The organism is Hymenobacter armeniacus (assembly GCF_014699055.1).
Taxonomy (GTDB): Bacteria; Bacteroidota; Bacteroidia; order Cytophagales; family Hymenobacteraceae; genus Hymenobacter; species Hymenobacter armeniacus.
This window is the reverse complement of the sequence record NZ_JACXAC010000003.1, coordinates 59,156-85,424: the sequence shown is the minus strand read 5'-3', so window position 1 is coordinate 85,424 and position 26,269 is coordinate 59,156. Positions and strand designations below refer to the sequence as shown.

The window sequence follows — 26,269 nt, the reverse complement described above, 5'->3', positions numbered from 1 at the left end:
CTTGTTCAAGCAGCACTTCTTATATTTTTTGCCGCTTTCACAGGGGCAGGGGTCGTTGCGGCCGATTGTCATTACACTACACGGAAAAGATTGTATTTCCCCTAAATAACACTAATAACCAACTGATAGAAAAGCCATGTGCTTGCAGAAAGTAACGTGCTGTAGATATCCTGTTACATCGCGAACTGCCTTTTATTCGGCAACCCACCTATGACTTGCCAACCTATTCAATTAGCTGGATTTTAAATATACATTGTATGCTGCCGATTCGTATTGAATATTTGCAATCGTGGCTGGCGACACTTCTATTCCGCTTTCTTCAGCAGTTCTCCTACGCTCTCTACCGGCTTTGGCAACTCTTGGGCGGCGACCAATGTAGCGACCGCTATTTCGAGCTGTGCCTACCCGAGCTGGAGCGCCAAAACGAGTCGCACCTGCGTAGGGAAGCGCAGAAAGCAGTGAGGGCGAAGCGGCAAACCGAACTGGCCACCAAGTCGGCCGAAGAACGGGCACACCTAGAGCAGCGCAAGCAGAAATTTTATCGCATGCACTCCCGCCCCCTCTCCCAACGAGATTCCGGGATCGTGGGACCGGTGCTGCACGTCAATGGCTGCCTGTAGGGTGAACGGTTTTACTTTGAGAAGCCCTACGCTAATCTGGAAGCCGACTGCTACCAATGCGATGCCTAAGCGGGGGCGCAGCCCCGACCGCACTCACATCGTGTGCCTGTGTGACTACCTGAAGCGGAAAGAAAACCGCTCGTAACCTCTAGCCGCCACTGCCCTTCACCTCACTAACCGTCCTTGACTACTTAAAAATGGAAGCTTAATCATTGAGTCATTCAACTAGCAAATTTGCGGCCCTTTGGTGGTTTCCTGTCGGTACTCGAATTCTGTCGCCCTTTTTCCCAAGCACGCTTAACATCAGGATATGGAGACGTAGCGATACGCTCTTTCCACTTGGCCAGCATAACAACGGCCACTTCAACCGGATGCTTCCGGTTGAATACCGAAATCAAGCCCGCCATTTCGGCGGCTTGCGCCAATAAAGTAGGACGCTGAAATAATTGCTCCCGTTCGGTGGGCCGACGCGCTAAAAGCCGATCTATCCAAGTTGGTTCGTTAGTCTCGTCCAGCAGCGTCAGTAAAGCTAGGCTTAATGGTTCCGCATACTTCGGCCATAGCACATTCGGTGCATCATTTAGCAGGCGCAGGACCCACTGGGCCACACTCGTGGTATTAGGTAGTCCTCGCATTCTGAGTCGAAGCAATAATTCACTTAGAAGAGGATGATAAGGCGAATCAAGCGCATGGTTAACCACGCTGGCCACCCAGCAGTAAACCGCTTCGGCGCCGTCGGCCACGGCATCCGCATTGGTATAGCTAAGCAGCCCCAGACGTATCAGACTCGTATATTCTTCGCGCTTCGCTTCGGGCTCGGCGAGTTTTGCCAACAGGGCCGGTAGAGCCGCCCGTCCCGCCATGCGCGTTTCTAGGAGTTCGAGAATAAACTTTTCAATTCGCAGCAATACTTCCTCATCCTCAATGGTCAAGGCAGGTAGTACCACCCGGCGCAAAAACAGGCTTATACTGTCAAAATCAAACCCCGATACATTGGAGCGGCTTGGTCGCTTACCCCGGTATTGGGCTTCGATTTCAAGCAGGTCTGTTTTAACGAGCTCGAAGTAATCAATAACGGTTTGCAGCATCAACAGAGCTTCCGACTTCGACCATTGGATCCACTGTTGCGGAACATGGTAGCGGGGCGGCAGCTCGTCAAAACCAGAGGCGGTTGACAAGGCAGTATTGTTCAGGAAGTATCGTAATTCCCGTTCGTTCCTTATCACGAAAGCTCCCAGTAAGGCTTGGTCAGTAGGTGCCTTTCTACTCGTGAAACCCAAGAGATACTGTTTCACCCGTTCCGTTGCGGAGATACCCTCCGGTGCCGGTAATGTTAGCAGACGCCAAGCACGCGGAACATTGTCCATCTGAGGAATGCCCTTCTCGACCACCGGCGCCCACAGGGCCCGTGCGAACTGCTGCTGCTCATCCATTGCGAGCCAGCCCAGACTGTTCAGGAAAAAGAGTCGACGAATGGCTGCCCGCCGGTGTATTTTGTTGCCATCAAGCCAGGTCAGGAGCGTGGTAATACTGGACCGTACATGCTCTGGCGACTGTCGCAGCGGCAGTAAATCGGGGTCAATGCGCTCAAAAGGCCCCGCAGTGAACTCCGGTTCCGGGGCGGTCAGCAACAGGCCCGGCAAAACCTCCAGTACTGTGGCTTTTGTCAGGCTACCTATTATCCCTGCCGTAAATTCTGAATACAGCTGCCAGTCGTGGCTGGGGCGGTTGGTCAGGCCGCGTGGCCAGACAGCCCATACGCGAATAGCAAGCTGAAGCGCCCTTGCTCTTGCTTCTTCATTTAACCGAAACGCGCCGCGCCCAACTAAGCGCAGGGCCAGCTTTACATTGTCACGCTCACGGTCACTATGATTCCTTTCATCGGTGGACAAAGAAGCTTCCAAAGTATGCATTGCCGGTTCCAACAAAGCCAGCAGGCTATCCTCTTCTATTTCGGCAACGCGGGCAGGGTCCAGGAAAACGTCCAACAGCTCATTATTGCGCGTCCGGACCATCACGCCCAGCGCGCGCAATGGGGCCACATCAAAAATCCAACGCACCGCCGCAGCCAGTTCCTTGTAGGAACCGAACCCCAAACGCATGGGTTGCCCGCTCTCCTCGAAAATGGCCGGAATGTCAAGAGCCGGCTGCACCCACTTCACGCTAAACATGGTGGCCATTCGACGCCCATAGCTGCGCCGACCCGTGTGCGGTGCGATTTCCTCATAGGCCGCTGGTTGAAATTCCGGTACAGGGCCCTTGATGATATCGTACAAGTCTCCTACTTCGTCTGAGGCGCAATTGTATTCTTTGAACAGCAACTGCCGGTCCCATTCGTCCGGACTTACCCGGGGCCGGTTTTCTCTGGGCTCCTCACTTAGATTACGAAATTCTTTCTCTTCGCGAATCTGCGTGAGCCGCCACGTGGCGGCTTCCTCCACCGATAGCATGTCGATGCGTATCCGGCCTGCCGGCTGACGAGCCCGGGCTGAAGTCAGGGCCTGAGCAGCGTATCGTTCTGCCGTGTCCAGTTCATCCAGCTCAGCCCATAAACCAGCCCGGCGCAGGTCCCAGGCAGGATTATCCTGCACGTCCGGCCAGCGGTTAAGCCAGGTTCGGGCACTGTCAGCATCCATATGTTCCAGACGTTCCGAAGCAGCTTCCCAGCAGCGCCAGGCGCGGTAGCTTGGCGCTGCTGCAGTCAATGGTTCCAGATGCGCCAGCAATTCCATAAAGGACTTGTGGTCATAATCATAACGCATCTGCCGTAGCAGGAAAAAGGCTACCGTTGCCCAGTAGTCGCGCTCCGCCGGCTTACCTGGAATGGGCACTTGTTTTACGAATTTCCGGAACAGCTTTACCTCTGTCTTGGATTCAAAAACCAAAAGACCCTTCTCCATTCGCCAAGCCAGTTCCGCCAACGGCCGCAGTTGCTGAGCCAAGGGCAAATCAGCAATCCATTTAATGAGGGGGCTGCGCCAATTCTCTGTGCGACTTATCAACGATTCCCTGTTAGCCCTGGGCAACACCAGCCAACCCGGGTATGCCCCCCGGTTGAGTTCCCAGCGGTCCAGCAATGCACGTAAGCATGCATTCCGTGCCTCAGTTGTGTCAGCCTTCAACATCCAGTCTTCTACTTCGTAGCCCGGCAGTTCCGGAGCAAGCACGCTTATTTGTGCCGGACCGATTTTCGGTGATTTAGGCGAAACTCCTGCCTCGTCCAAGTGGGGGAAGTGGGGCCACGAAAGAGGTACCAGAGCGCCTCGCCCGTTTTCGAGTGACTCCAAAAACCATTGAATGGCGTCGCTTCGCCGCTGCCCCCCATTATCAGGGTAGGCAGCAGCTGTAAACAAGGTACCCAGATCGATAGGCGTTACCCCTCGCTTTTCAAGTACCAAGCGCTGGGCAGTGGTTAAGTCCAGTACCCCACACAAATACACCTGCGGCCGCACGGTAAGTAGTTCATCCCGGATCCAGCCAAGCCAAGCCAGGAAATTTGGATCGTCGCCGGAAAACCCTAACAACACAAAATCATTTTCCATCATGCCCTGCTGCACCGTATTGACGAAAGGTGCAAACTGCCGGGGATAGCGCCGAAAGTCCTCTTCCGTGATGATAAAGGGTTTCGTGGCAGGCAGGCTGCCGTGCAGCTTGATAATACGCGGCTGCGTAGTTGTGGGCAGATCGGAGAGGTGAACGACCACCTCATAACGTCGGTTATACACCTGAGCCCTAGTTCGTTCGAGTAGTGTGTCGTAATTGACGGTAAATATATCGGCCCAAGGAAGGCTAAGTAACTTTCGGTGCAGTTCACCTGGGCTATGTTCGTCGTTGGGTATAGCCCCAATGATGAGGTTGTCGAGAGCTGAGCGGCCGAATGTAGCTTCGTATTCCAGAGCCATCGTGAGTGCCCCGGTTCCCGATGCTGCTTGGTCGATAAGTTTATTTCGCTCGACTGGGTCCGGATGCCCCGGGCGCAGACCGTCAAACATCAGCTCGACGAGTTGCCTCCAGAGTGGAAAGGGCCGCGCCCCGGCAACCTGCGGGACACCGTTGCGGCTGAATCCTGCGCCAATCATCACAGCGGCCCGACCGGTGGTACGACGCATCCAGAGACGCTTGCGCAAATAAGCCACGTGGTGCAGGTCACTAAAAAATGGTTGATCGGACATAATCAGCAGGTTGACGGACTCGGTAAGAAAAATTGCTTCTTGTTGTAATTTTTGGACATAAAAAATAAAACACCAAGCCTTCGGATTAACAAGACTAGTTTCCTCTTTGCCATAAGAGGCTTTCACCCTTTTGTCCTGTCCTGTGTAACCCTAACTTATAGTCCAAGCTTTAAGGAGTGCGCAAAAGGCTTAAAAATTGTAAGGGGACTATTTTTCAGATTTAGTAGAGCTGGACGTTGGAGGAGAATATCCAAAGGCGCGTCGTAAGGCCTTAGTCGCCATGTCACGCAGCTTGTCACGTAGGCCTGAAAATGACGCCAAAACGTCTACCCCGAATGCAGATGTTAACAACAGGCCCAGTTTCACCCATCCATTAGTTGGATAGCGTACAGTAGCGATAGCCAAGCTTAATACCAGCCCTAAAACCAGTACTGTTACTACGAGGGAAGCTAAGCTTCGAGTGCGGTGCAAAAAGCGTTCAGTAAACTGCTCCGCAGCAAAAAACTGTTCGGGGTTCAGTAGCCCTTTTCTATTGAAAGCTAGTTCCAGTGCCTTCAGCGAAATCAGGTTGAGGAAAGGAGAGGTGAAAAACGGGAATGGGTGCCGCCATAGAAAATTAAACATTTTATTCAGGCGTGTTTCGTCGGGAACCTGTTCACCGGTAAGCATCTGGTAGACCAGTGACACTTGGTGATAATCCTCACGATTGTTGAGGTTACCCGCCAGAATGTTACCTAATGTGGCATTCAGACGCTTTTTCTCCTCGTCCTGCGATGCACGCAGGGCAAGCAATTGGCGTATCCATTCGCTGGGCAGGGTGAATTTCTTAACGGCGCACACTAGGGAGAACACTAGGTAATCGTTGTAAATCCATTCTGACTCCTTATTCGGCTTACGTCCCTGCAACTGCTGATACAACTCCCGGCAGGGTAGCTCGTCTGCATCGCGAACAAAACACAGCACATTGCACGCCAAACTGTTAGAGTCAGCCAATTGCAGTTTGGGAGGCTGCAAACCCGGCTCGTCGTAGAGTATATCCACAAAAAACCGGGGCATGGGGCTCTCCAACAGCGGGGCCATATAGGCCGATTTTGCTTCTAAAGAAACCATTTCTTGTGCCGAAGCTGGCGGCTGGCTACGTCGTAATTCCACCCGGGTATGCCCCGTAATTCTTTTAGCTGCCGGGCCAGCATGTTGGAGTAAAGCAGCGTAACAGGCGAATGCGCGGGATAAAAGGTGCGGAAAGACAGGCGGGTGAACTTGAAGGCCTGCTGCACCACATAGGTCAGGTCGACGAAGGTAGAACTGCGGTGAATGCGCACCAGCACCGGCCGTGATGCCCCATGACGTGAAGTTTTCATCTCGCGTGGACCTAGCATCTGCACGAGGCAAGAGCGTGGGTCCAGCAGCACGTTGTAGCCCCGCCAAGGTACATGCGTCCCTTTATACACCTTGCGGTAGGCATCGAATTCTCCCCGCTCGTTCTCATTGAACAGGACATAGGGATGAAATTCAGAAAAGGTGACAAACGCGAACTTGATGTCAAACTCTTGGTACTGTGCCATCAGGCTTGCCACCACATCAGCCTCAATGTGCTTGATGGGTTTGAAAATATGGAAGATGATGCGGATGCGGTCGCCTGAACTCCAACTGTAATTATTGGAGATCTCGTCAATTGACACCTTCAGGTTATGCAGTAGCTCGTCAAAGTACTGATCATAGGGCACATCCTGGGTCCTGCGGTTGGAGATGTATTTGCCATCAGCCGAGAAGAAAGTGCTGATGCCAACGATTCGTGCCTGCGTCGCCCCTGCGTATTGATTGCTGCGCAGAATGGAGCTACCAATGCCAATCACGAGCTCATGGTCGACACTAGGTCCAGTGGGCACCGTCCAAGGCGTACCGCCCAACTTAGCATACATCTGCAGGGCGATGCTGTCGATGCTATAAGTTGGTTTCTGAGCGGTATCAGCCCGGACGAACTGCGTGGAAATGCCATGCGAATACAGCAGGGACTTCACCTGAAAATAGGGGTTATCCACGGGCGGTAATTGCCGGAAATCCTCGCACGTCTCGATGATGGCAATATCAAACGAGCCGTTTTCGGCGCGCAACAGCTTATTGATGGTAGCCAGATATTGCGGCACGGTGTAATCCGTTAATTCGGCAATGCGGTATTCCATGGCCGTCAGGCCGTACTTGCGCACCATTCCATTAGCGAAATAGGCATGCTGCGTAATCCCGCTCTTAAGCTGGGCCAAAAACTCTGCAAAATGGCCTGCATTACGCTGATGAAACACCACCAGCACCTTGGGCGAGTTCACGTCGAATGATGTGGAGCGGCTGTATGGCCCGAAGGTGTTGAGGCCGGTAGTGGGCGTTGCGTGGATGTTGGTGCCACTAACGTCAAAGATGAGTTTGGGCTCCTCTAACCGAATACCTGCTTGGCCCGGAATTGCATTATCAGTTCCGATAGTAAAGCAAAACGAATCAAAATTCCGGTACGTAAGGCGGCTTAGCCATGCGCCCACCTCCTCAATCTCGCGCATCACAACATCAGGCTGCAGTCGTCGTGATTCGTCTTGTTTGATGTGGTTCACTATCTGCTCGGCCTTCCCTTCCCCTATCAGTGAGCCGAGGTAGTAAATAATATTCTCCTTTGATTTGAAAAGGGTCAGGTCAGACAGGGCGTATTGGGTGGGCCCTTGATTGGTGCCCACTGTAGCATGGTCGCCTTCTACTGCCATTACCCTGCCGAGCAAAGTCAGTTCGGGAGCTACAATGCCGTCCGAGTAGTCGGGCGAAGTGGAACTGTTGACTTCAAGGCCCAGTATGTCCAGGCCTTCGTTCACCAACTGCTCACAAGTGCGGTCAATGGTCCACTGGTACCGATGATTCACTACTGCCACAAACTGTGGCTGTTCTTCTGTTTCGTTGAAACGCAGTTGGACTTCTGTGATACGTTTGTAGGTGATGATATTTTGCAGCCGCTCCGGCAGCATGTTCAACGCCAAATCGTACTTATCCTGCTTTGCGGAGAAGGTAAACGGATGAAAAGAAGGCAGCAGGTCAGGTACCTTGTCTTTGATAGCCCGAAAGAAAATGTGGCGAATCAACGAAGCCACGACGTCGGGGTGCTTGCTGACGCTTAGTCTGACTACGTCACCCAAATTGGATGCAGCCTCAATGCCAGGTGAGATGTAGATAAAATCGTCGCGACGAAAAAAAGAGTGGGTCGCGTTGTGTTGCTGTCGTAACCTGTCTAGTACTTCCTTTTGATAAGGGAGGCGCTGGATGTGAAACTCGTCAAAGCTGAATTGTAGTGGGAAGAAGTTAGATTTCATACGCAACTGACGAGTATAATCACCTCAGGACAGACGGCAAATTGCACGCTTGTCAAATGAGGATGCTAAAGCTACTCATCATGCCCATAATTTTAGTAAAGCTCCGCATATTGTACTGCGGTTCGGGTGCTCGACTAGCTGGGCTGAGGCAGCCTGACCGTTCCGTTGTGATGGATGGGACCTGTTGCAGTACCAAACTGTAGAGTTGATATATGGTGCGTACGTGTTAGATGAGCCATCTCATGCACAATATTCAGTATTTCAGGTATTCATACATACGCCAAGGCGAAAGGCAGCATTTAACTAGCCGCATGGCCCCAGCGCTGCCAAGAGCATTGGATTGGCGACGCATTAGAATAAGCGGAGCAAGCTCGAACTAATTTGCCTCAAATTCCGATGTCAGTGCCGATCGCTATGGTGGAGTTGCAAACGATGGAGAACGAGTGATGGTCGGTGACCATGGCAGGCGATTTCATGTGCTCACGCAAGTCCTTATCGCCCCAGGAACAGAGGAGAAGTATTACGCGTAATCCTTACACGTTCGGATGTTTTGGTGTGCTGGGACCAGCCGTCCACCAGACCATGCTAATTGATAGGCTGCGGGAAGTCCATCAGCTCCCGGGGCGAGATTTCCAAGGCGTGGGCCAGGGACAGAAATACGTCCAGCGAGGCCGCCAGTTGGGCTTTTTCGATGCGGTAGACCGTCATGCGCGACACGTCGGCCGACTGCGCCAGCACCTCCCGGCTCCAGCCGCGGGCTTCCCGCAGCCGCTGCAGATGGGCCCCGAATGCCCGGATGCCTGCCTCGTTTTTCACGCCGGCAAGCTGAGGCCAGAAAAATTGCCACTTGTAACGTATTTGGTACAGAAGTATCGGAATGATTTTCTTTGCGGGTTCAAGAATTAACCTCTTTTTCCCTCATTTCATGAAAGTTGTTCGTTACTCTGCTGTAACCTTTCGGTTCCTGCCCCCGCTTCTCCTCTCGCTTGTGCTCAGCGTCGGCGCCTCCGCCCAACGCCTCGCCGCCGTGCGCCTGCAAACGATGAGCGGCGAGAAGTTCGGCTACCAGAACGCGGCCGGGGCCGTGGTCATCAAGCCCCGCTTCGAGGCAGCCTCGGATTTCCAGGACGGCTGCGCCCGCGTCTGCATCGGCGGCCGCTGCGGCCTTATAGACTCCACGGGCCGCGAAATCGCGGCGCTTAAATTCAAGGACATCGGTTACTTCCACGACGGCCTGGCGGGGGTGAGCCTCGACGGCCGCAAGTACGGCTACCTCAACCGGGCCGGCGTGCTGGTCATCCCCTATGCGTTTGACGAAGTCACCGATTTCAGCGAAGGCCGCGCCGCAGTGGCCTTGAATGGCCGGGCGGCGTTAATCAACAAGGCCGGGACGCTGCTGACCCCGTACAAGTACCTGCGCATCGAGCCCATGCAGGGCGGCATCGCCCGGGTGTGCGTCCGGAACGACAGCCGAGACGGCATCGAACACAGTAATTTTTGGGGCTTTATCAACGTCCAGGGCAAGGAAATTTCCAAGCTTACCTGTTACGGCTCGGAAAGCCCGAACCTGGGCAACGGCTACGCCGTCACCCGGATTGCCACCCCGGACGGGCGCCCGACGACCATCAAAACCGCACACTACACGTTCCTGGTGGGCAAGACCTACAACTACAACTCGGCCCTGATTGACAAAACGGGGCGCGTCGTCATCCCCTCCTCGGCCGGCTACGAGTTCGGCAGCTGGACCGATTCCTACCTGCGGGTTAAGAAGGACAAGTTTTACGAAGGCGTGGTGGATTACACCGGCAAGGTGGTGTTGCCCGTAAACTTCTGGAACATTACGGAGTTCGAATTTGGCCCCGATGGCAAGTCACTGGCCAAGGCTTTTACCTCGGAACGGGGCTTCTTCTACGTGGACAAACAGTTCAAGTGCGTTGCCTTCGACGGCGTGAAGTGTCCGGAGTACTAGCGCCACGGTGCCCGCCGCAAAAGCTCTGCCCCGTGGCTTTTGCGGCGGGCTCTTGATGAGGGCAGCCCTATCCAGGCGCGGGTGGGGCCGCCCTGGCGGCTTGCTCCTACATCAACTCCGCCTGAAGGACGGTTGCCTCGCGCCGAAGCAGCTGCCGTCGCTCCCGCAGCACCTCCAGTAGTGTGTTGGCTACCTGCGCGGCCGCGTCGCCGTGGAGCGGCACCGTGAGCGTCTCGCCGACGGTATGGATGGTGACGGCGACCACGCCCGCGAGTTCCATGGTGAGCAGCTGTAGTTGCTGGCCGCGTAGTTGCCGGCAAGCCCGGCGCAGGCGCTTTTGTTGAGCTTTAAGCATATTCCCGGTGGGGGCTTGGATTGGGAGTGAGGCAAGAGCGCGTAAATGCGCTTAGGGAAGTTCAGGCACCACTACTATGGTGCGGATGCCCAGTCTCCGGGATTCTCGGAGCGCGTGTGCTGTCCCCTTGCTCACGCCGTCCCACACGGCCCAGACCACATCGGCCGCGGATACCACGTCCTTGTTGCGCACCAGCGTTGCCTTCCTGCCGAAGGTTTTGAAGTCAGGCAAAAACACACGGGTGGGGATGCTGCGCTCCCGGGCGTAGCGTTCCGCCAAGGTATCGGCCCCGGTCGCTCCGCCCGAAACAATGAGGGTAATGGGCTGGCCTTCAGCAAGCGCTAAGGCATCTAATTCGCGGGCCAGCTGCTCGTAGTTTGCAAAAGAACGGGACCCAATAACAGCTACTCGCATATCATGCAATTGTTAAGAGGTGATGGGGATATTGCCCGTGGCAACGCTTGTTGCTGAGCACAGCTCCTAACTTGGGCAAAGCATGGTTTATTTTCCATTAACTTTTTGTTTTTCAGTGTTTTAACTCACATAAAACGTAAAATAAATTATTCGCAGTTCCAAAGCCACACTGCCTTTTTATAGGAATTCCTCCGTGTTTTTTACCTCTTCTTGCGAACAGGAGCTTCCTCTGCAGTAGAAGGTAATTTTTCTGGTTGCTCCTGTTCTCGAGCATTCACAAGCGCGTCGTTTCTTCCTGAATTGCGCTATCATTTCAGCTGGCGGGCCTGCAGTTGGCGGCCCTTACCGGCGGCCTGATTACAGCGCAAGGGGTTTTGCAATCGTTTCTTACCTAGCCTTTTCGCTCTCATTCGACCGAGAACCAGCAGCAGCAGTGAAAACCGCATTACGCATTGATAACAAGGGGTTAACAGCCACTATCGAGGCTATCTCTCCCAGCTGGAAAGGACTATTACTATCGGAGCGGCACTACCGATATTTCGAAGGCAGCTGAACCGCGCCCCGTAAACAGTGAGCTCTTCCATCAGCGGCTTGACTTCCAGCCGGGGGGTAGTACTATAAGGTACACGTTCCGGCGCCCTTGGACTTCACGCCTTTACACGGTTGCCATCTGAAGTTAAAGTCTATCCCCGGGTTCGTACAAGCCGGCCCCGCGCGTGGCGGGCTGCTGACTACTGCTGCTTCGATGCCCGTATGGCAGTATTCGCTTAGTCTATTTTCAAGGGGGTGTTTAGGTCCTCCACCGCGTGCGGCGGCGAGGGTGGGCTAAGTCTACCGGAACAAGCGAAGAGTCTAGAAGCTAAGGCCTCAGCTATTCCACGTCAGGATTACGTAAAAAAACCTTGACCCTCCGACCCGTCCCCAATCAAATAGTCCGTAAGCCCTTCCCTGCTTCGGTGTTATCGGTCCTTCAAGGAATTAACGAGCGAGCTTTAGCTTACTCACGGGAAAGAAGCTTGGGCTGCGACCGGAGCGGTTACCCACATTGAGTCCCAGGCCGCTGGAGCAAGGAGCCCAGCCAATACAGAGCGGCATTGTTACCAACCCTCCAACTTAGCCACGCCATGGCCGCCTCCAAAAGGCAGAAAAAAAGCCTGCGGGGAAACAGCATACCGCCTATCCCACATCAACCGTGTGGCATGGGACAACGGGACAATGGGACGGCGGGACAATTACCAATCGGGCGGTGCGGCCGTAATCGGCGCAATACCGCCGCGAAAGCCGAGGACGGTTGCAATTGCACAAGCCGTCCTTACGGGCAGGTAGCGCCGAAGCAGGCCTAGCGCGCCCAGTCCGGGTCGCTGCCCCAGGCCGTGCGCCGGAACTGCGGGGTGAGCCCTACCTGGGCCGTAAGTACCTGCACCAGCAGGGCCTCCACCCGGTCCAAGTGGTCCGCAGGCACCACCACCGAGTCATGTACCGTGAACAGGCACATCTCCGGAAAACGCTGGCGGAGGCGCGGGGCCAGTACCTTCAAAAATAAGTGAGCCTCAACGGCCTGCAGCAAACAAGGCAGTACGCGGTGGTCGGCCGCTTTGTAAGCCGTGAATACGGCCGCAACGGTGGGAAAAAGTTGGGCAAAGGCCGCCTTTCCACGCGTGCGGGTGCTATTGCGCGAAAACAGGATTTTCAGCAACTGCTGTTTCCTGCCCTCCGCCGTAATGAGCTCTTGGCCCAATGCCTGGTTCAGGGCTGTTTGCGCCTGGGCGTAGAAGTCGCCGGTGCTGGCCCAGGCCCGAAATTGTTCCACGTCGGGCGGCAAGGCCTCGGCCCCGTGCGAACCGCCCGGGGGCAATAAGCGGCGAACCGTCGAGAAGAACCCAGGGTCGCAGCGTTGCAACTCGGCGTGCTGGCGCTGGCCTTCCACCTGCAGCGTGAGGGGCACGCGGCTGCCCCGTCGCCCGCGGGTGAAGGGTGCAGCGTAAAAGTCGGGGCGCAGCAAGAGCGTGGCCAAATAAATTTGAGAATTGCGCAAGTCCAGAGCCCAGAGCGGGGCAAATCCTTCGGCATAAATAAATTGACGCAAATTGCCGCTGGCGTTGGTCAAGGCCGTGTGCAGGCGCCCCTGCCGGTCGAAGATGGGTCCGAAATCTCGCTCCGCCAGTTTCTGAATGGTCGTGAACCGCTGCCAGTAGCGTTCGTGGGGCTTGACTTCCTGCCGGTCGGGCACGGTCAGGTGCGCGGGGGTACCAGCCGCCAGGAGCTCCCCCCAAACAGCTTCGTCGACGGCTTCCTCATCGAGTACGAGTTCGGTCTGCGTGGTCAGCTGCACCGGGGCAGGCAAGCCGTTGCTTGCTGCCCGCTCAGCGGGCGCACCCACCTCAGCGGCGGGGATTGGCAAGGCCTGTTGCTGGTCAAGGGAGGCCAGTTGCCGGGCCCGGTCGGCTTCGCTGAAGGCCAGCGCTTCTGCCTGCCGGATACGCAGGGGCGAAGAGTTGGGGCAGAGCCAGTCGAGTAAGGCCACGTAGGTCGCCCAGGGAACCTGCCGTTCGCCCCAGCCTTGCTGGTAGCGGCCGTACCAGCGCCGCAGAAAAGCCGGGTCGCGCAGAACCACGGCGCGGCTCGCGCCCCCGGCGTTGCGAAACCTGGCGCCCAGGCGGTAGCTACGGCACTTGCCGCCAACCACGAACCAGTTGTCGGTTTCGAGCAAGCCCGTGGCGCAGGCATACCGCAGGTAGGCGGCATAGTTGGGCAGCCAGCGCTTCAAGAAAACGGCGCTGAGCGGCAGGTAGCCATCGGTGTGGCGCAGGCGGTTCGCCAGCTTGCGGTTTGTCAGCGGCAGGGTGGCCACTAGGTGCAGCAGTTGGGCGAGGGCATCGCGCGAAAAAGGCGCGAACGAGGGCGGCTGGGCGGCCAGGTGCGCGTCCAGGTCAAGGGTGGCGGGCAGCAGGCGGGTTGCGGCGGCAGGAAAAGTACGGCGAGTCATTAGGGCTGGGGCAGTGAGCCAGAGGGTGCAGCCATCCTTAGGGGCCCAAGGAGCCGCTGGTTTCGGCAATGTGGGGTTTGGTCGCGGTGCGTTCGAGGGCAATACGCCCGCATCATCGGTCATGCCTTCTTTGTGGCAGCGTCGCGGAAGGCTCCGGCCCTTAGCGAGGCCACCCCCGTTGCCGTTGATGATTTGCTCGTGGAGCGTTTCGAGAACCTACCCCCTCCTACCCTGGCCCCGGAATCAGGTAACTTTCCTCGCACCCGTCAGGGCTAGCCTTCTGGCGACTCGCTTGCGCCGTACACGGCCGCGAACTCCTGCTCTACGGTGCGTTCGCTGATGCTCACGTAGCGGCGGAATGTCGCCCAACTCGAATGCCCGGTCACCTTCATCACGACCTCCGGGCGAATCTTCTGCTCCAGGGCCAGGGTCACAAACGTCCGGCGGGCCGTGTGGCAGGAAATCAACTGCCATTTGCGAAACGTCTCGGTTTGACGCAGGGCCCCGCGGTAACGCACGCGCTCGACCACTGCATTGAGCCCAGCCCGCTGCCCGACTTCCTTCAGGGCTACATTCAGGCCCACGTTACTCACCTTGTACAACGTGCCGGCGAACCAGCTGGCCAGGAGGCACCGCGCTTCGGGCCGGAGCGGAATCGTAACCAGTTCGCGCGTTTTTAAGGTGCGGAGCCGCAGCCGCTCGCCCTGCAAATGCTCGGGCCGCAGCGAAACCAAATCGGAGTAGCGCAGGCCGGTGTAGCAAGCCAGCAGGAACAGGTCGCGGGCATTGGCCAGCCCCGGATAGTCTGTCAGGTCCAGCTGCTCCACGTCCCGCAATTCGGCCAGGGTCAACGTCAAAATGTCGGGCTCCCTCCGCTTCCATTTGATGAACCTGAAATCGGCGCGCTCGGTCAGGCCGTGTTCGTGGGCGTACCGCAGAAAAGCCTTGAGCCGGGTCAGAATCTTGGCCAGCGAGTTATCGGTCAGGCCGACCTCGTTCAGCAGGTAGGTGCAGAACTGCGCGGCAAAAACCGGCGTCATCGTGTCGAAATCCACGCGGTACCCGCTGCGCTCCTGGAAGTGGCAGATGTGCTTGTAGGTCGTCGCGTTGCTCGCGCGGGTCGCGGGGCGTACCTGGTGCTGCAGGGCAACGTCCCAGGCCAGGTAGGCCGCGAGCAGCCCCGGGCCGGCGGGTGCTTCGGGCTCGACTTCGGCCGCGAGGGGCGGCGCCGGTGCTTCAGCGGGCGTTAACTCCGGTTCGATGGCTTGGCGCAGTTGCTCGGCCGTGGGCAGGGTCCCGGCAGCTATAGCATCGAGGTAGTAATTCTCCAGGCGGGTGCGCATGGCCGCCAACATATCGTTAAGGCGGCCAGCCTGGTTATTCCCCCGCGTTTGAAATTGCTGCGCGGCCTGAATCCACTTCCGAGGCTCAACTTTTAGGCCCACGTAGACCTTCACTTTCTGGCCCTGGAAAGCCAGGCGGGCAATGAGCGGGGTGGGTCGGTCCTGCCGGGGTTCCTTCAGAAAAAAGGTAATGCTTACCATGTTTTTAATCAATTACTTATAGCCTTTACAGCAGCGAAAAAAATGGGCGAATTGAAAAAACATCGGCCATAATTTTTCGGGTTCCACCACAAATTCATCTTCCCTCCTAGCGGAATTCAATCGCCCTGACCTTCAGCAAAGGCCCCGACTTGTTGCTCTTTGTGGAGCCTCAACGTCTGTGTGTTCTGCTCTCCTGGTCGGCTCCGGGTGCGCCTACCGCGCCAGCTTCGGCCCTGCAGAGGTACTTCGACAAGGCGCTTAAAAAACGGCATGGCCCGCTGGCCGCTGAAGAACTTTTGGGCGCTTCAAGGCTTTTTCTTGTTACTACAGCGCACCACGAACCACGCTCTAGCCACCATTAGTCACACCCGCCAGCGCATCGCGGCACCGCCGCCTATTAAGTGGGGGGCCGCCCCAGCTAAGCTCAGGGTGCCACGATCATTTTTTTGTCGCCCCCACTAGTCGGTCAGTGGCCGCTGGTTCAGCGCAGTGCCGCCTCGTGGAGTGTCCCGTTAGAGGGACGGGACACTCGACGCCTCGCCGGGAAACCAGCGGTTGAGAGTTGATTTTGAAACCCCCAATTCTGCTTCGATTTTGCGCAGCGAGTTTCCCGCGGCCCGCAGTTCCTGTGCTCTGGCGCGCAGGGCGGCATCGTCGCGTTTTACGCCCATGGCTGGTGCCATCGGGGCCGGTAAGCTCGCCAGCACGTGGTCGGTGTGTTGCCAGAAGACCCGAACTAGTGTTAGCGCGGTGGCGAAGTCTTCATCGTCGCAGACGAGGGTACCGGCTGGCTGCTCGCCATTCTCAAAGCAGCGCAGCACCGTCAGCAGCATGGCCAGGCGGAAGGCCGCCACGCCGAGCCGGCGCAGCGAGCTGTGTTTGACGTCGGCCGCGGCCAGTTCAACGGTCCAGGCGCCAAACAAGTCAGTGTGCTGGGCTTGCTGGGCGGGCGTGAGCGTCACCTGCACCGGGCCGGACACGAGTTCCATCATGCGGGCCAGCTCCTGGCCTAGTTGCTCGTAATGACCGTCGAGGGGGACGCCCTGGGCGAAGGCATCGCGCCATTCGGGTGGGCTGGTGAAGGTATAGAATAAAAACCGGGAGAAAAGACCGTTCTCGGGGTCTGGAATCAGGTTTCGGACCTGGTTGGGCGTGCCGGTGAGCACCACCGACAACGCCGGGCGAGCTAGTTCCAGCAGGCCTTCGCCCTTGCGGGCCGTGCTGTAGGGCTCGTGGTGATAGGCGACGCGCAGCAACGTGGAGTAGTTGCCCCAATCCTTATTCCGGTGCGCATCGGCCATCGTATCACCCTCTGTTTCGCAGATGATGCCCCGGCCCTCGTTATCAGCTAAAATCTGCACCATGGCGGCGAAGCTGCTGTCGGCTGGCACCAGCAACCGCTTGGCCGCCGGGGCTTCTGGCGGTGGGCCGGCGGCTGCACGGGCGCCGCGCGGCTGCGCCTTCCACTGCGCAAGCTCCGCCTCGTACTGCCGGTGTGCGGCCTGGCTGGCCTCGACCAGGGCGCGGTGCGGAACCCGCACGAGGCGTTCGGCCCACTTCATGGTGCCTTTGCCGCTGGCGGCGGGGGCGACAATGAAAGCATACTGATTAAGGCCGAGCTGGTGCCGGTCGTAGGTGCCCGACACCGAGGGAAACACGCCCGAGACGACGGCAATGGCTGCCGTGAGCAACACATCGGCTTCGCGGCCCTTAAACGGCTCGCAAACCCGTTGAAGAAAATCGGGCAGACGGGCGTATATACCGGACGGGAACGGCGCAGGCCCTTCCTCACTCGGCTTGTCGTAAGCTTCGGCCGTGGCGGCCGGCCGGGGCTCCTGCGGGGACTGGTGGCCCCGGCGCGGCGCGTAGTAGGGCTTGCTGTTGTGCGTACTGGCCTTGCGACGGTAAATTCCTCGAATTACGCGGGTGATTTCCTCGGCCGTGAAATCAGGTTCGGTCCACCACGCGAGGGCGTAAGCCAGTAACACGTCTTCCGGCACGCCCTTCTCGTTGCAGAAATAAGCTAGCCTCGCCAACCAGTTATTGCGGCCGCTGCCGCTGCCCGTGGGGCGTTCAGGGCTATATGACAGGCACCTCTGCAGGGCCTTGTCGGGAGCGGTAGCTGGCACGACGGCCCCGGGAGATGGTGTTGGGGGTTGGTGCGGGGTACGCGGCGGCGTCGCCACAGGACGAGGGCTGTGCGCGGTAAGCTGCGCCATGGTTAAGGGCTTTTGCATGGATTGAAAAAGTGGGGAGAAAAAGGCCTGGCAACGGCGCACCGAAGCAGCGCGCCGTTCCAGCAAGCGGTGGCTTATTCGCCTTTAGGCATAAAGTCGTCGTGCAGCCAGGCGTCCGGGTCGTAGGAGAGAAAGCACGCGCGGGCGATGTCCAGACCTGCGCTGTCGTGGAACTCACCCAGCACCGGGTAGTGCCGCTTCAGCCACTCGTGCACAGTGCGCAGGCCCGTGGCGTAATCCGGCGCATCCTCGGGCAGGCGCACCACCAGCTTCAGGCCGCGCCCCGAAGGGCTCACGAACACCAGGGCCAGCATGTTGCGGCATTCTTCGTTGTTGATTAACTCAGCACGCAGCTTTTTGACGTCGGGGAAATGGTCGTAATCGAGCACGCCCAGGCCGGAGGGGCACTCGAGGCCCGCGGCGTTGCGCTTTGTAAAAACACCCGCAAACGTGACGTAGGGCAGTTGGCTTTTCGCGCGGCAATAAGCTTCGTTTTTGCCCTTTGGAGCGTATTTGGCCCGGACCTCCGCCAGCATGGCCTGCAGGCGCGGCTTTGGCCTCACAATCTGTCGCCACAAGCGATACAGGTTGATGGTGACGTGCGGCGTGGTGTTGCTGATGGGCCCCGCATAGAGGCTGAACTTATGCGATGGAGTGGTAGCGGCGGGCGCAACCGAGCTGTCGGCGGCGATTAGGGCATCACCGGCCACGCGTTGCAGCTTTTCCAGGAGCGGCTGCGATTCCGCGGGGTTCACCCGGGCTAGAGGGTCTTCCAACAACGCTAACGCATCCAGCGGGCCGTGCAGGAGCGGCCACTTGATGAGTTGCCGCACCAACCAGCTGGGCCGTGCGAAGCCGTAAGACCGCAGCAGCTTAGCGATGAAATCGAAGGCGTACGTATTACCGCGCCGCAGCTCGACCTGCAGGATGCAGAGCAAGAGCACATGATTGTTGCTTTTCATGGCGCTTACCAGGCTTTAGGTTGCACGCCCTTGTTGTCACCCATGCCCGCGACCCGACGCGAAGTCTGGCGCCGGCCGTCCGGTCGTTGGTCGGGGGTACCGGCCGTGGCTAGGGCGCTGCGTTTGAAGTAGCGCTTGCCGCCCACTTTCACGGCGGCCGCACTGAGCAGGCCGCGCCGCAACCATTCGAAGACGGTGCCTTTGCAAACGCCGAAGAACTCGGCGGCCTGGGCGGGCGAGAGCAGCTCCTCTACTGGCGTCAGTGTGGGTGCTGGGCCCGGCGAGTGCGTTTGCTGGTGATGGAGTTCCTGGCGCACGACGGCGGCCAGTCGGGCTTCCAGTTGCGGAAGCGTTAACGGAATGTATAGGGGGAGGTCCATGAGTGCTGCCGCCGACATAGGAGTCAAACGACGGCACAAACCTGCCCGAAGCGCGCCACGGCGGTCAAGCCCCGGCACGTGCAAACGGGGCTTGGGTAGCGAAATGACGGGCCTTAGGAGTAAAAAAAGTTATTTTTTGCCCTTTAAAAAGCCGCGGGTTATGTCAAAATACTCTGTGCGAGTCTTGGTCGGCCGGTCGGTATTGACAACGACACCGTACCGCTCACCCAGCACTTTATGAAGTGCTGAGAGTCCACCCCTGAGCATACCGTGTGCTCTCATCGCCTCGGCGAAACCCGTAACCGCACTTTTCTTCAATTCCGTCAAAGCAAACTTTTTTTCTTTTGACTCTTTGATGATGCCTACGCGTTGCGCCAGCTCGTCAATTTCCAGCCATGTGTGCGGCGGGCACAAGACTTTATTGGCCGCATCGCGCTGCTTTACTTCGCCCAGGCCCATCTCGAACAACCAATCGTAGCCGGTATCCGGGGGCGATGCCGGGCCTTGTTTTCGGTATTTCTTCTTTTGCTCCTGCAGCCAGCGAAAGATTTTATCCTCGTGCGGTGCGGGAATGGCACCCTGCTGCTCCCGCCGAAAGCGTAAGTCGCGGAAGACATCTTCCAGATACTCGATGTCAACCAAGTCCGCGACCCCCAGCTTTTCAAGTTCCATAACTACGTCGCCGAGCCGAACCGGCTCGAAGCCTTCAACTGGCAAGCCGAACAACACGCTGCCCCAGTTGTCCTGAAATTCGGATAGATGAATTTGGTATTTAGCCGCTTCGTGAAAGTAGACTCCCTCCCAGTACTGGGTATCTTCTTCGGTGAGATTGGTATGCTGGCCAGCCGCCTTAGCGCGTTTTAGCAGTTGTTTAGCAGCAGTGATAACTCGTTGCGTGGCATTATTTCGCTTGATGTCTAGTACCGTAGTATTCATATGGCGTGAAGAATATAAAAAAGTCGCGGGTATTAGCTGCCGTCCCGATGGGACACTGATGTCCCAAAATGCAACTGGGACAGCTACGATGAAAGGACATGAGGGCATACAATCTCATCGATGCTGACGCACCGCCAATTTATGTGTGTTAAAGAAAGTATTCTTCTTGGCATTAAGGTCCACTATTTCTGCCGGCCAGCGGATTAATGAGCCTGCCTTTGTTTGGCGTTATAAGATTATTTCTCCGCCAAATTTTAACACGAAACGGGCCACATCATCGCCCCCTATCAAGCCGATGAGTTTACCCTTTTCCGCAAGCTCGGTACTGGCTAACTCGAATGCTTGCTTGAACTCTTTGGAGGGCTGCGCGGTCGTGACAATCAAGCCCGCATCGGCCCCGAAGTGGTCAATTGCCGTCTTAATTTGATGAATCGCCTCCATGTCCCAGTGCGTTTCCGTGTAGGATTTCACCTGCACAACAAGCTTGGCGGCCTTTCTTAAGCCAGGAAGCGGGAGGCCCGTTTGATAGTGTACAATCAGGTCAGCCCCGTTGTCAGTGCCCCACCCTTTGTGTTTACCATGTTCTTCCACGTCGTCGACGCCCGGCACTTGGCGCAGCACCTCGGCCATGAACTCCTCGAGTTTGCCCCGCGGGTTATTCTTCTGAATTTTGCCGGTAAGGTCCGTTAGCAGCGGCCCGAAATCGTTGCGCAGGTGGTAAGTCTCCGCGCGTTGGTTGGGCGGCAACACCACCGCTCGGTGAGTTAAATTGGCAATGGACTGCTCAAATTCGGCAACTTGACCAATACGCCAAAAACGCCCCTGCAGGCGCAGCCGGTTGCTGATGCTCGGCAGCACGTTGGCGTCGTTGCGGTCAAACTCAAGCAGGGTTGAAAGTTCGATTTTCAGGGTATGGCGGAAGTCATCCACTTCGTTGGGCGCGGAATCAAACGCGTAGCCACCGATTACCTGAGCAGCCGTGCAAAGCCCATAAGAGGGCACGTTAATGTGGACCACCCAGTCACCAGGCTTTACGGCTAGCAGGAAATGGGCCTTTTTGTAACAGTCCGTTTGGTCCTCATCTAGTTCACTCCAAGGTAGTTCGTCTAATTGCCAGAGGTCGCACCGGTGGATGTAACTCCATCCAAACCGGGAAAGGCCTTGTTTTAAGGAAGCGGCAACGAAGGCGACATGCTCTTGGGCAGTCGGATTTTTCAGGGCCCAAACAGTCATAAGTACTAGGGGAAAAGGGAAAATGCTCGCTGTGTTGCGGAAGCCGAGGTGAACTAGCAGTTCTTTTTTGTTAAGAACAGCGCTAAATCTTCACGGCCATTTGCTTAACAGACTTGTTTTTGAGCTATTCTTGGAAGGGAGAAATGTACAGCAATTTGAAAAAGGTTGAAACTTCGTTTGGGTAAGTAAAAATTATTTGCCACTTTTGAATTAATAAGTGGCAAATAGCTCTCATTGGTATCGAATGGACCTTTTTTCAACCTATGAACATTGGCGTGGCAGCCCAGCCGAGGCTACGTACGAAGTAACGGAAGTCCTGCTACATTATCGCCCGGGGGTACTGGCTCCTACTGAACGGGCTATGCGCAAATGGCGTCAGGAAGGCATACTTACTCGCGTAGGACGCCAATTCACAGGGTACAATGTACTGGAAGCGGCTTACGTGAGCTGGCAGCGAAAGGAAGCGGTCAATATGAGCACCATTGTTGCCCGCCTCCGGGAACTTGGCATGGAAGACTTGGCTGCGGCTTTAACACAAAAAGCCCGAATTGAGCTCTCAGACAGCCCTTCTGCTCAACGAGTAGAACAAGCCGCTATTTTGCTGGCTTACGGTATCCTAAAACAGTTTCAAGCGGTGCGGGCAGGGTATCCTGTGGGCGTAGGATTAAGCCATCCAAATCCCCAAATTGCGGCAACAGCGATTCCGCTTGAGTTACGTCAAGCGCAGACGCACCTGGCACGCTTGGCCATTGGCAGTGGACAAGTCGACGTATGCGCTAGCGTACATGAATTACTCGCCTTTTGCACTCGCCCTCTACGTGACTGGGCCCCCCTGCCTCTCCAAACCGATGAACGGTATGCCAGTGTAGTACTTATCAATCAGGAATACCATGTACCCACTCAAGAGTGTGGCGATTTAGCAGAGTTAGGCGGTCACCTAGCCGACATTGTTGAAAAGCAGCTTTATAAGCAACTGCGGACTGGCCTCGATAAACTCGATGACACCGACCGACCGGCGGCCTATACCCTGGTCCGGCAGTTCGTGGCAACTCACCCCATGGCCACTTGGTCAGAACTAGCTACTGTCTACCGACACCCGCTGTTAAATAAAGAGATTACTGACTGGCTGCGCGTTTCCTACGAACCAGTCCATGCTCACCTGGCCAACCGGCAAGGGTATATCCCCCGCTGTGGCCATTGCCGGGCTCCGCTGGTGCATCCGGCAGATAGCCGTCATGGCAGCGCTCTACAGTGCCAGCTCAGCGGTTGCCGCGCCATGCACCCGCAGCCTCAAGCTACGCCCAACCCCCTAAAATTGGGCGACACATACCTGGCCCGGCCAGAACTATTACAATACTGGTGCAGCCCGGCTCTTGAAGAGTTGCGCCTGTACAGGGAACTGTCCGCGATTTTCAGCCCGGCGGAAGAGGTCCACCTCTATCCGTTTGAAGACAAGTGCGACGTAGCCGTTGGCCTGCGCTTCGGCATTGATGTCAAGGACTACCACGACCCGGTGCGTTTAGCCCATAAGCTCAATCATCGCGTCGAGGGCCTGCACCTCTACGAGGAGGTGGTTATCGCCGTCGCTCAACGGCAGGTGCGCAATCGACCGGAGTACTTGCAGCAAGTACGCGAACAACTGCATCCGAAGCTGGCCCGACGCATTCACGTCCTGGCAGTAGATGACCTCATCCATATTCTACGCACCCGTGGCCGCCTCGACTAAAAAGAAGACCAAAGCTGCGCCTGCCGCGGCCAACCCGCTCAGTCCACCCGACTGGCGGCGACAGCTTCGCATTCAGTGGAGCTGCGTGCTACTTGAATTGCTAGGCGAAAGAAATCTTGAACTTCTCCCCCATTTACTCAGCGGGAGCAAGGCTTTCGAAACAAGCTATCAAGCTACTGGCTACGCACAGGCCATCGCGCAAAATCGCCGCCATACGGGGCCGCTTCCCACCCGCCGGGCCGTTCAGAAAGCGGTGCGAGACCTCTACACTTTTGCTCGCGAAGCGGGAGTAACCCCCGCTTATCGCATTGATGAAGCAAGCCTGTTTTTTACGCGCGAAGAAGGCAAGGACGATGAAATCGAACGCGCCCGTGCAGTATTGCTTTCTCCGTTGGCGCACACCAAGCCCGTACGTAAACTGGCGCCAACCGAGGACGACTTAGTCGTTCGGCTGCGCGAGGAGAATAGCCCCGTCAACATCCCCTTGCGCCTCGCCGGCCTTACCCCTCCCGCGCCAGCGCAGCACAACTTGCACCGCGCTCCCGCAAAAGGGTTAACGGTCAGCTTGGCGGCGCTGCGCGCAATGGCCGAGGCCATGGATGCGCAGGACGAAGCAGCTCAGCGCTTTCCCCGGGAAGAATGGGGAAAGCGGCTACAGGATATTGTGGTTGATGCCTGGGATAAAGGGCAGTTGCGCCGCACGGAGGAGTTAGACTTAACGGGGTTACGTCATCTCATCGGCTTGCCTGGCTCGGGCAAGACCACTCTCATTACCCTGCTCTGCGCACACTTGGCCACCACAGGGCTCCGGGTGGCTGTATTTTTCACCAGCATCGAAACCGCGCGCGATTACTTAGAACGCCTACGCAACTACCAGGTGCAGGCCGGCTTGCTGGTAGGGCGCGGACCAGCTACGCATGCCCGTCACGCTGACCGCTTGGCGCAACTCATCGCCGCGCAGGGACACGAAGGCTTTGCCGATACCCGGGCCGGGGCTGACTTGCTCGCCCAGACGTGTCCGCTGCCCGCTTTTGCCGTAGATGAAACTACTGCGTGGCGTGAATGGCGGCCCACCGAAACCCCTTGCGAAAAATTTTACCTGCCCGATTCACTCGGCAAGGATAATCCCCGGCCTTTGCTGTGCCCCTTGTGGAGCCAGTGCGGGCGCGTAAAAAACCAACGCGAACTGGTCTCAGCGCCTGTTTGGCTGGGGCACGTCCGCAGCGCGGATACGCAGGTACCAGCCCATACCAGCACCGACAAGCTGCAGTACTTTGAACTGCTGGCCGAGCACTTCGACCTGCTCATCTTTGATGAGGCCGACGAAAGCCAGCGCCTGCTGGACGATTTGGGCGCACTAACCCTGGAACTTGGTGGTACGCATGAGAGCATTCACATGCAGGCCCAGCGGGTAACGGGCATGGCCCTCACGGGCGGCGTGGCCTCCTTGCGCGAGCGGGAGCTGCTGCTGCCCCACGTGTATGCGGCCAATACGTTTGAGCGGCACCTGATTCGGTTCTACGACACCGTATCGCGCCTTAACCAGGAAGAACTTGGCAAGCAACTAGAACAACAACTGCTTACCACCAACTACCTCATCCGCTTTGCGCTTGAACGCGTGCCGGTGGCAAGCACCTTATCCACCGATTACCGTGCTGGGCTCTATGATTTCTGGGATAGTGCGGTATACGCGGCATTCTACGGGGATGCCCGGCCGGAGCAGCGGGTAGCGGACTGGCAGCGCCGCCTAGGATTTAAGACGGAAAAGAAAGCGCGCAAACGTTGGGAGGTGCTGGTTGCCGCCCTTGCTGCCTATTTGCACGCCCTCTATCACGACGAAAATGTGCAAGCCGCTACGGACGCCCTGAGCGCGCAGCTGAACGACCTGTTACACGTTCCTCCCACCTATCACAGCTTAGTGGCTCCGGTGGCGCAATTGCTGGTTGAAGTTGGCTTTGCCGTCGCATCCTACCAGAAGCTAGCTCGTATTGCTCAGTCGCTCTCGCAGTTTGGTTTACTACCTGACGGCCTCGTTGGTGGTCAGATTAGCGAGGCGCTGCGTTTGCTGGTGCCGGTCAATTTACTTGGCCCGTTCAGCGCCGTACGCTTCCGCTACGGCCAGACTGGCCGCCGGGCGGGCCAACGGTTTCCAAACGTAGTCATTGACTACTTGCTACTCGACGCCGCGCCGCGCCTGTTGCTGCACCGCCTACACGGCCCTGGCCGGGCGCACGTACTCCTGGCTTCTGCGACCTCCTGGCTTCCCGATTCGCCCGCCTACCACCTGGGCGTAGCCCCTTCTTACGTTCTCCGTTCGGCCCGGCCCGCGCCCGTGCAAATTCAACTCCGTTGTCAGCCCATCGCCCATCCCGAGCGGCCCCACGAGTACTTGCGCTTCAGCGGAGCCGCGGGCGCCCAGTTCGAAAACCTGGCCCATATGGTAGCCGGCCTGGCCCGCGCCGACGCGACGGGCACCTCCGCACTGGAACGCGACGCCTTATTTTCCGCCGGCCCCCGCAAGCGGCGACGCCTCGCCGCGTTAATTGTCAACTCCTACGAGCAAGTGCAGCTGGTCATGCAGGCGTTGGAGGAGGCCAACAAGGACCTGGCCAAGCACGCCCGGGGCATTGTGCGTACTCGTCCAGCCGATGGGCTCCCAGCCAAGCAGTACTTACTCAAAGGGCAGGTAGAACTATTGGGGCAATTAGTCGACGATGAAGGCGTGCAGGTGGTCGTCTTCCCTTTTACGGCGCTAGGCCGCGGCATCAACATCGTATTCAACGATGCCGAGAATATCCACGACCCGGACAATCGCACGGCCGCTATCGGGACGGTTTACTTTCTCACCCGGCCTCACCCGACGGCAGGTGACGTCAGCCTATTGCTTTCTACTATTGCACAGCACACGGAGCATTTTGACCTAACAGATTTTGCAACCAGCAGCTTAGCTACTATCGCCGAGGCATTTACAGAGCAGCGCCATCTGCTCTACAAAAAGGCCATGAGCCTGCTGGCCCGTCCCTTGAGTGCCCACCGCCTGCCAAAGGAGTTTATCCGCCCCTTTGCCGCGAACCTACTCATCCCCATTCTGCAAACCATTGGCCGGGCCATCCGCGGGGGTAGCCCAGCCGTCGTCTACTTCGTGGACGCTGCTTGGGCCCCGCACAGCGCCGAGTGGAATGAAGAGAATCCGCGCAGCCAACCGGACGATAACCGCTCCAGTGTGCTCGTCACCATGCAGGAGCTGTTTGCGGATTATTTGAGCGACGACTGCCCTCCCGAGTGGTTCCCCCCGGTTCTGGCCGCTCTCTACGCCCCCTTCGCCCAGGCGTTTGCTTTCGATTCCATTGAGGGCCTTGTGGCCAAGCACACCAAATAAAATCCTTCTTTC

17 protein-coding genes and 1 pseudogene are annotated in these 26,269 nt (G+C 57.3%); 4 read left to right on the top strand and 14 right to left on the bottom strand.

What is annotated here, in order from left to right; all coding sequences use genetic code 11:
• Positions 1–6: 6 nt before the first annotated feature.
• Positions 7–72, bottom strand: a pseudogene (locus IC234_RS22245) (SEC-C metal-binding domain-containing protein); the annotation flags it as partial.
• A gap of 185 nt (positions 73–257) precedes the next feature.
• Here IC234_RS22245 and IC234_RS08760 point away from each other — a divergent pair.
• Entirely contained in the window at positions 258–620 is a 363-nt protein-coding gene (locus tag IC234_RS08760; protein ID WP_190923524.1) for a hypothetical protein, read from the top strand.
• A gap of 221 nt (positions 621–841) precedes the next feature.
• On the opposite strand, the gene IC234_RS08755 is transcribed toward IC234_RS08760, so the two are convergent.
• The 4 genes from IC234_RS08755 to IC234_RS22060 form a co-directional block, all read right to left on the bottom strand.
• Entirely contained in the window at positions 842–4,918 is a 4,077-nt protein-coding gene (locus tag IC234_RS08755) for an SIR2 family protein (protein WP_190923521.1), read from the bottom strand.
• An 81-nt stretch (positions 4,919–4,999) separates the two neighbouring features.
• Positions 5,000–5,902, bottom strand: coding sequence for a hypothetical protein (locus tag IC234_RS08750; RefSeq protein WP_190923519.1), 903 nt, complete (start codon positions 5,900–5,902; stop codon positions 5,000–5,002).
• Complete coding sequence (locus IC234_RS08745; RefSeq protein ID WP_190923517.1) at positions 5,890–8,136, bottom strand: Piwi domain-containing protein; 2,247 nt, start codon at positions 8,134–8,136, stop codon at positions 5,890–5,892. Before IC234_RS08745 ends, IC234_RS08750 begins: the two co-directional genes overlap by 13 nt.
• A 585-nt stretch (positions 8,137–8,721) precedes the next feature.
• Complete coding sequence (locus IC234_RS22060; protein ID WP_190923515.1) at positions 8,722–8,952, bottom strand: helix-turn-helix domain-containing protein; 231 nt, start codon at positions 8,950–8,952, stop codon at positions 8,722–8,724.
• 109 nt (positions 8,953–9,061) lie between these two features.
• Here IC234_RS22060 and IC234_RS08735 point away from each other — a divergent pair, with 109 nt between their 5' ends.
• The gene (locus IC234_RS08735) at positions 9,062–10,105 is read left to right on the top strand and encodes a WG repeat-containing protein (protein WP_190923513.1); all 1,044 of its coding nucleotides are present in this window, start codon (positions 9,062–9,064) and stop codon (positions 10,103–10,105) included.
• 106 nt (positions 10,106–10,211) lie between these two features.
• On the opposite strand, the gene IC234_RS08730 is transcribed toward IC234_RS08735, so the two are convergent.
• The 9 genes from IC234_RS08730 to IC234_RS08690 form a co-directional block, all read right to left on the bottom strand.
• The gene (locus IC234_RS08730) at positions 10,212–10,460 is read right to left on the bottom strand and encodes a hypothetical protein (protein WP_190923511.1); all 249 of its coding nucleotides are present in this window, start codon (positions 10,458–10,460) and stop codon (positions 10,212–10,214) included.
• 51 nt (positions 10,461–10,511) lie between these two features.
• The gene (locus tag IC234_RS08725; RefSeq protein ID WP_190923509.1) at positions 10,512–10,874 is read right to left on the bottom strand and encodes a DUF2493 domain-containing protein; all 363 of its coding nucleotides are present in this window, start codon (positions 10,872–10,874) and stop codon (positions 10,512–10,514) included.
• A 1,339-nt stretch (positions 10,875–12,213) separates the two neighbouring features.
• Complete coding sequence (locus IC234_RS08720) at positions 12,214–13,860, bottom strand: hypothetical protein (RefSeq protein ID WP_190923507.1); 1,647 nt, start codon at positions 13,858–13,860, stop codon at positions 12,214–12,216.
• Between the two features lie 272 nt (positions 13,861–14,132).
• A complete protein-coding gene (locus tag IC234_RS08715; RefSeq protein ID WP_190923504.1) occupies positions 14,133–15,404 on the bottom strand; it encodes a site-specific integrase in 1,272 nt (423 codons plus the stop codon).
• 512 nt (positions 15,405–15,916) lie between these two features.
• Positions 15,917–17,533, bottom strand: coding sequence for a DUF3987 domain-containing protein (locus IC234_RS08710; protein ID WP_190923502.1), 1,617 nt, complete (start codon positions 17,531–17,533; stop codon positions 15,917–15,919).
• 182 nt (positions 17,534–17,715) lie between these two features.
• Positions 17,716–18,603, bottom strand: a complete 888-nt coding sequence (locus tag IC234_RS08705) for a BT4734/BF3469 family protein (protein ID WP_190923500.1) — start codon at positions 18,601–18,603, stop codon at positions 17,716–17,718.
• A gap of 5 nt (positions 18,604–18,608) precedes the next feature.
• The gene (locus IC234_RS08700; RefSeq protein ID WP_190923498.1) at positions 18,609–18,983 is read right to left on the bottom strand and encodes a helix-turn-helix domain-containing protein; all 375 of its coding nucleotides are present in this window, start codon (positions 18,981–18,983) and stop codon (positions 18,609–18,611) included.
• A 129-nt stretch (positions 18,984–19,112) separates the two neighbouring features.
• Positions 19,113–19,919, bottom strand: coding sequence for a hypothetical protein (locus IC234_RS08695; RefSeq protein WP_190923496.1), 807 nt, complete (start codon positions 19,917–19,919; stop codon positions 19,113–19,115).
• Between the two features lie 228 nt (positions 19,920–20,147).
• Positions 20,148–21,152 carry a restriction endonuclease gene (locus tag IC234_RS08690; protein WP_190923494.1) on the bottom strand — a complete coding sequence of 335 codons (1,005 nt, stop codon included), beginning with the start codon at positions 21,150–21,152 and terminating at the stop codon, positions 20,148–20,150.
• Between the two features lie 361 nt (positions 21,153–21,513).
• On the opposite strand from IC234_RS08690, the gene IC234_RS08685 reads away from it, so the two are divergent.
• Together IC234_RS08685 and IC234_RS08680 are read left to right on the top strand one after the other, a co-directional pair.
• On the top strand, positions 21,514–22,878 hold the full coding sequence (locus IC234_RS08685; RefSeq protein ID WP_190923492.1) for a restriction endonuclease-related protein: 1,365 nt from the start codon (positions 21,514–21,516) through the stop codon (positions 22,876–22,878).
• Positions 22,862–26,257: a pPIWI_RE_Z domain-containing protein gene (locus IC234_RS08680; RefSeq protein ID WP_190923490.1), complete on the top strand. Its 3,396-nt coding sequence runs from the start codon at positions 22,862–22,864 to the stop codon at positions 26,255–26,257. The genes IC234_RS08685 and IC234_RS08680 overlap by 17 nt, the downstream gene beginning before the upstream one ends.
• The last annotated feature ends 12 nt before the right edge of the window (positions 26,258–26,269 follow it).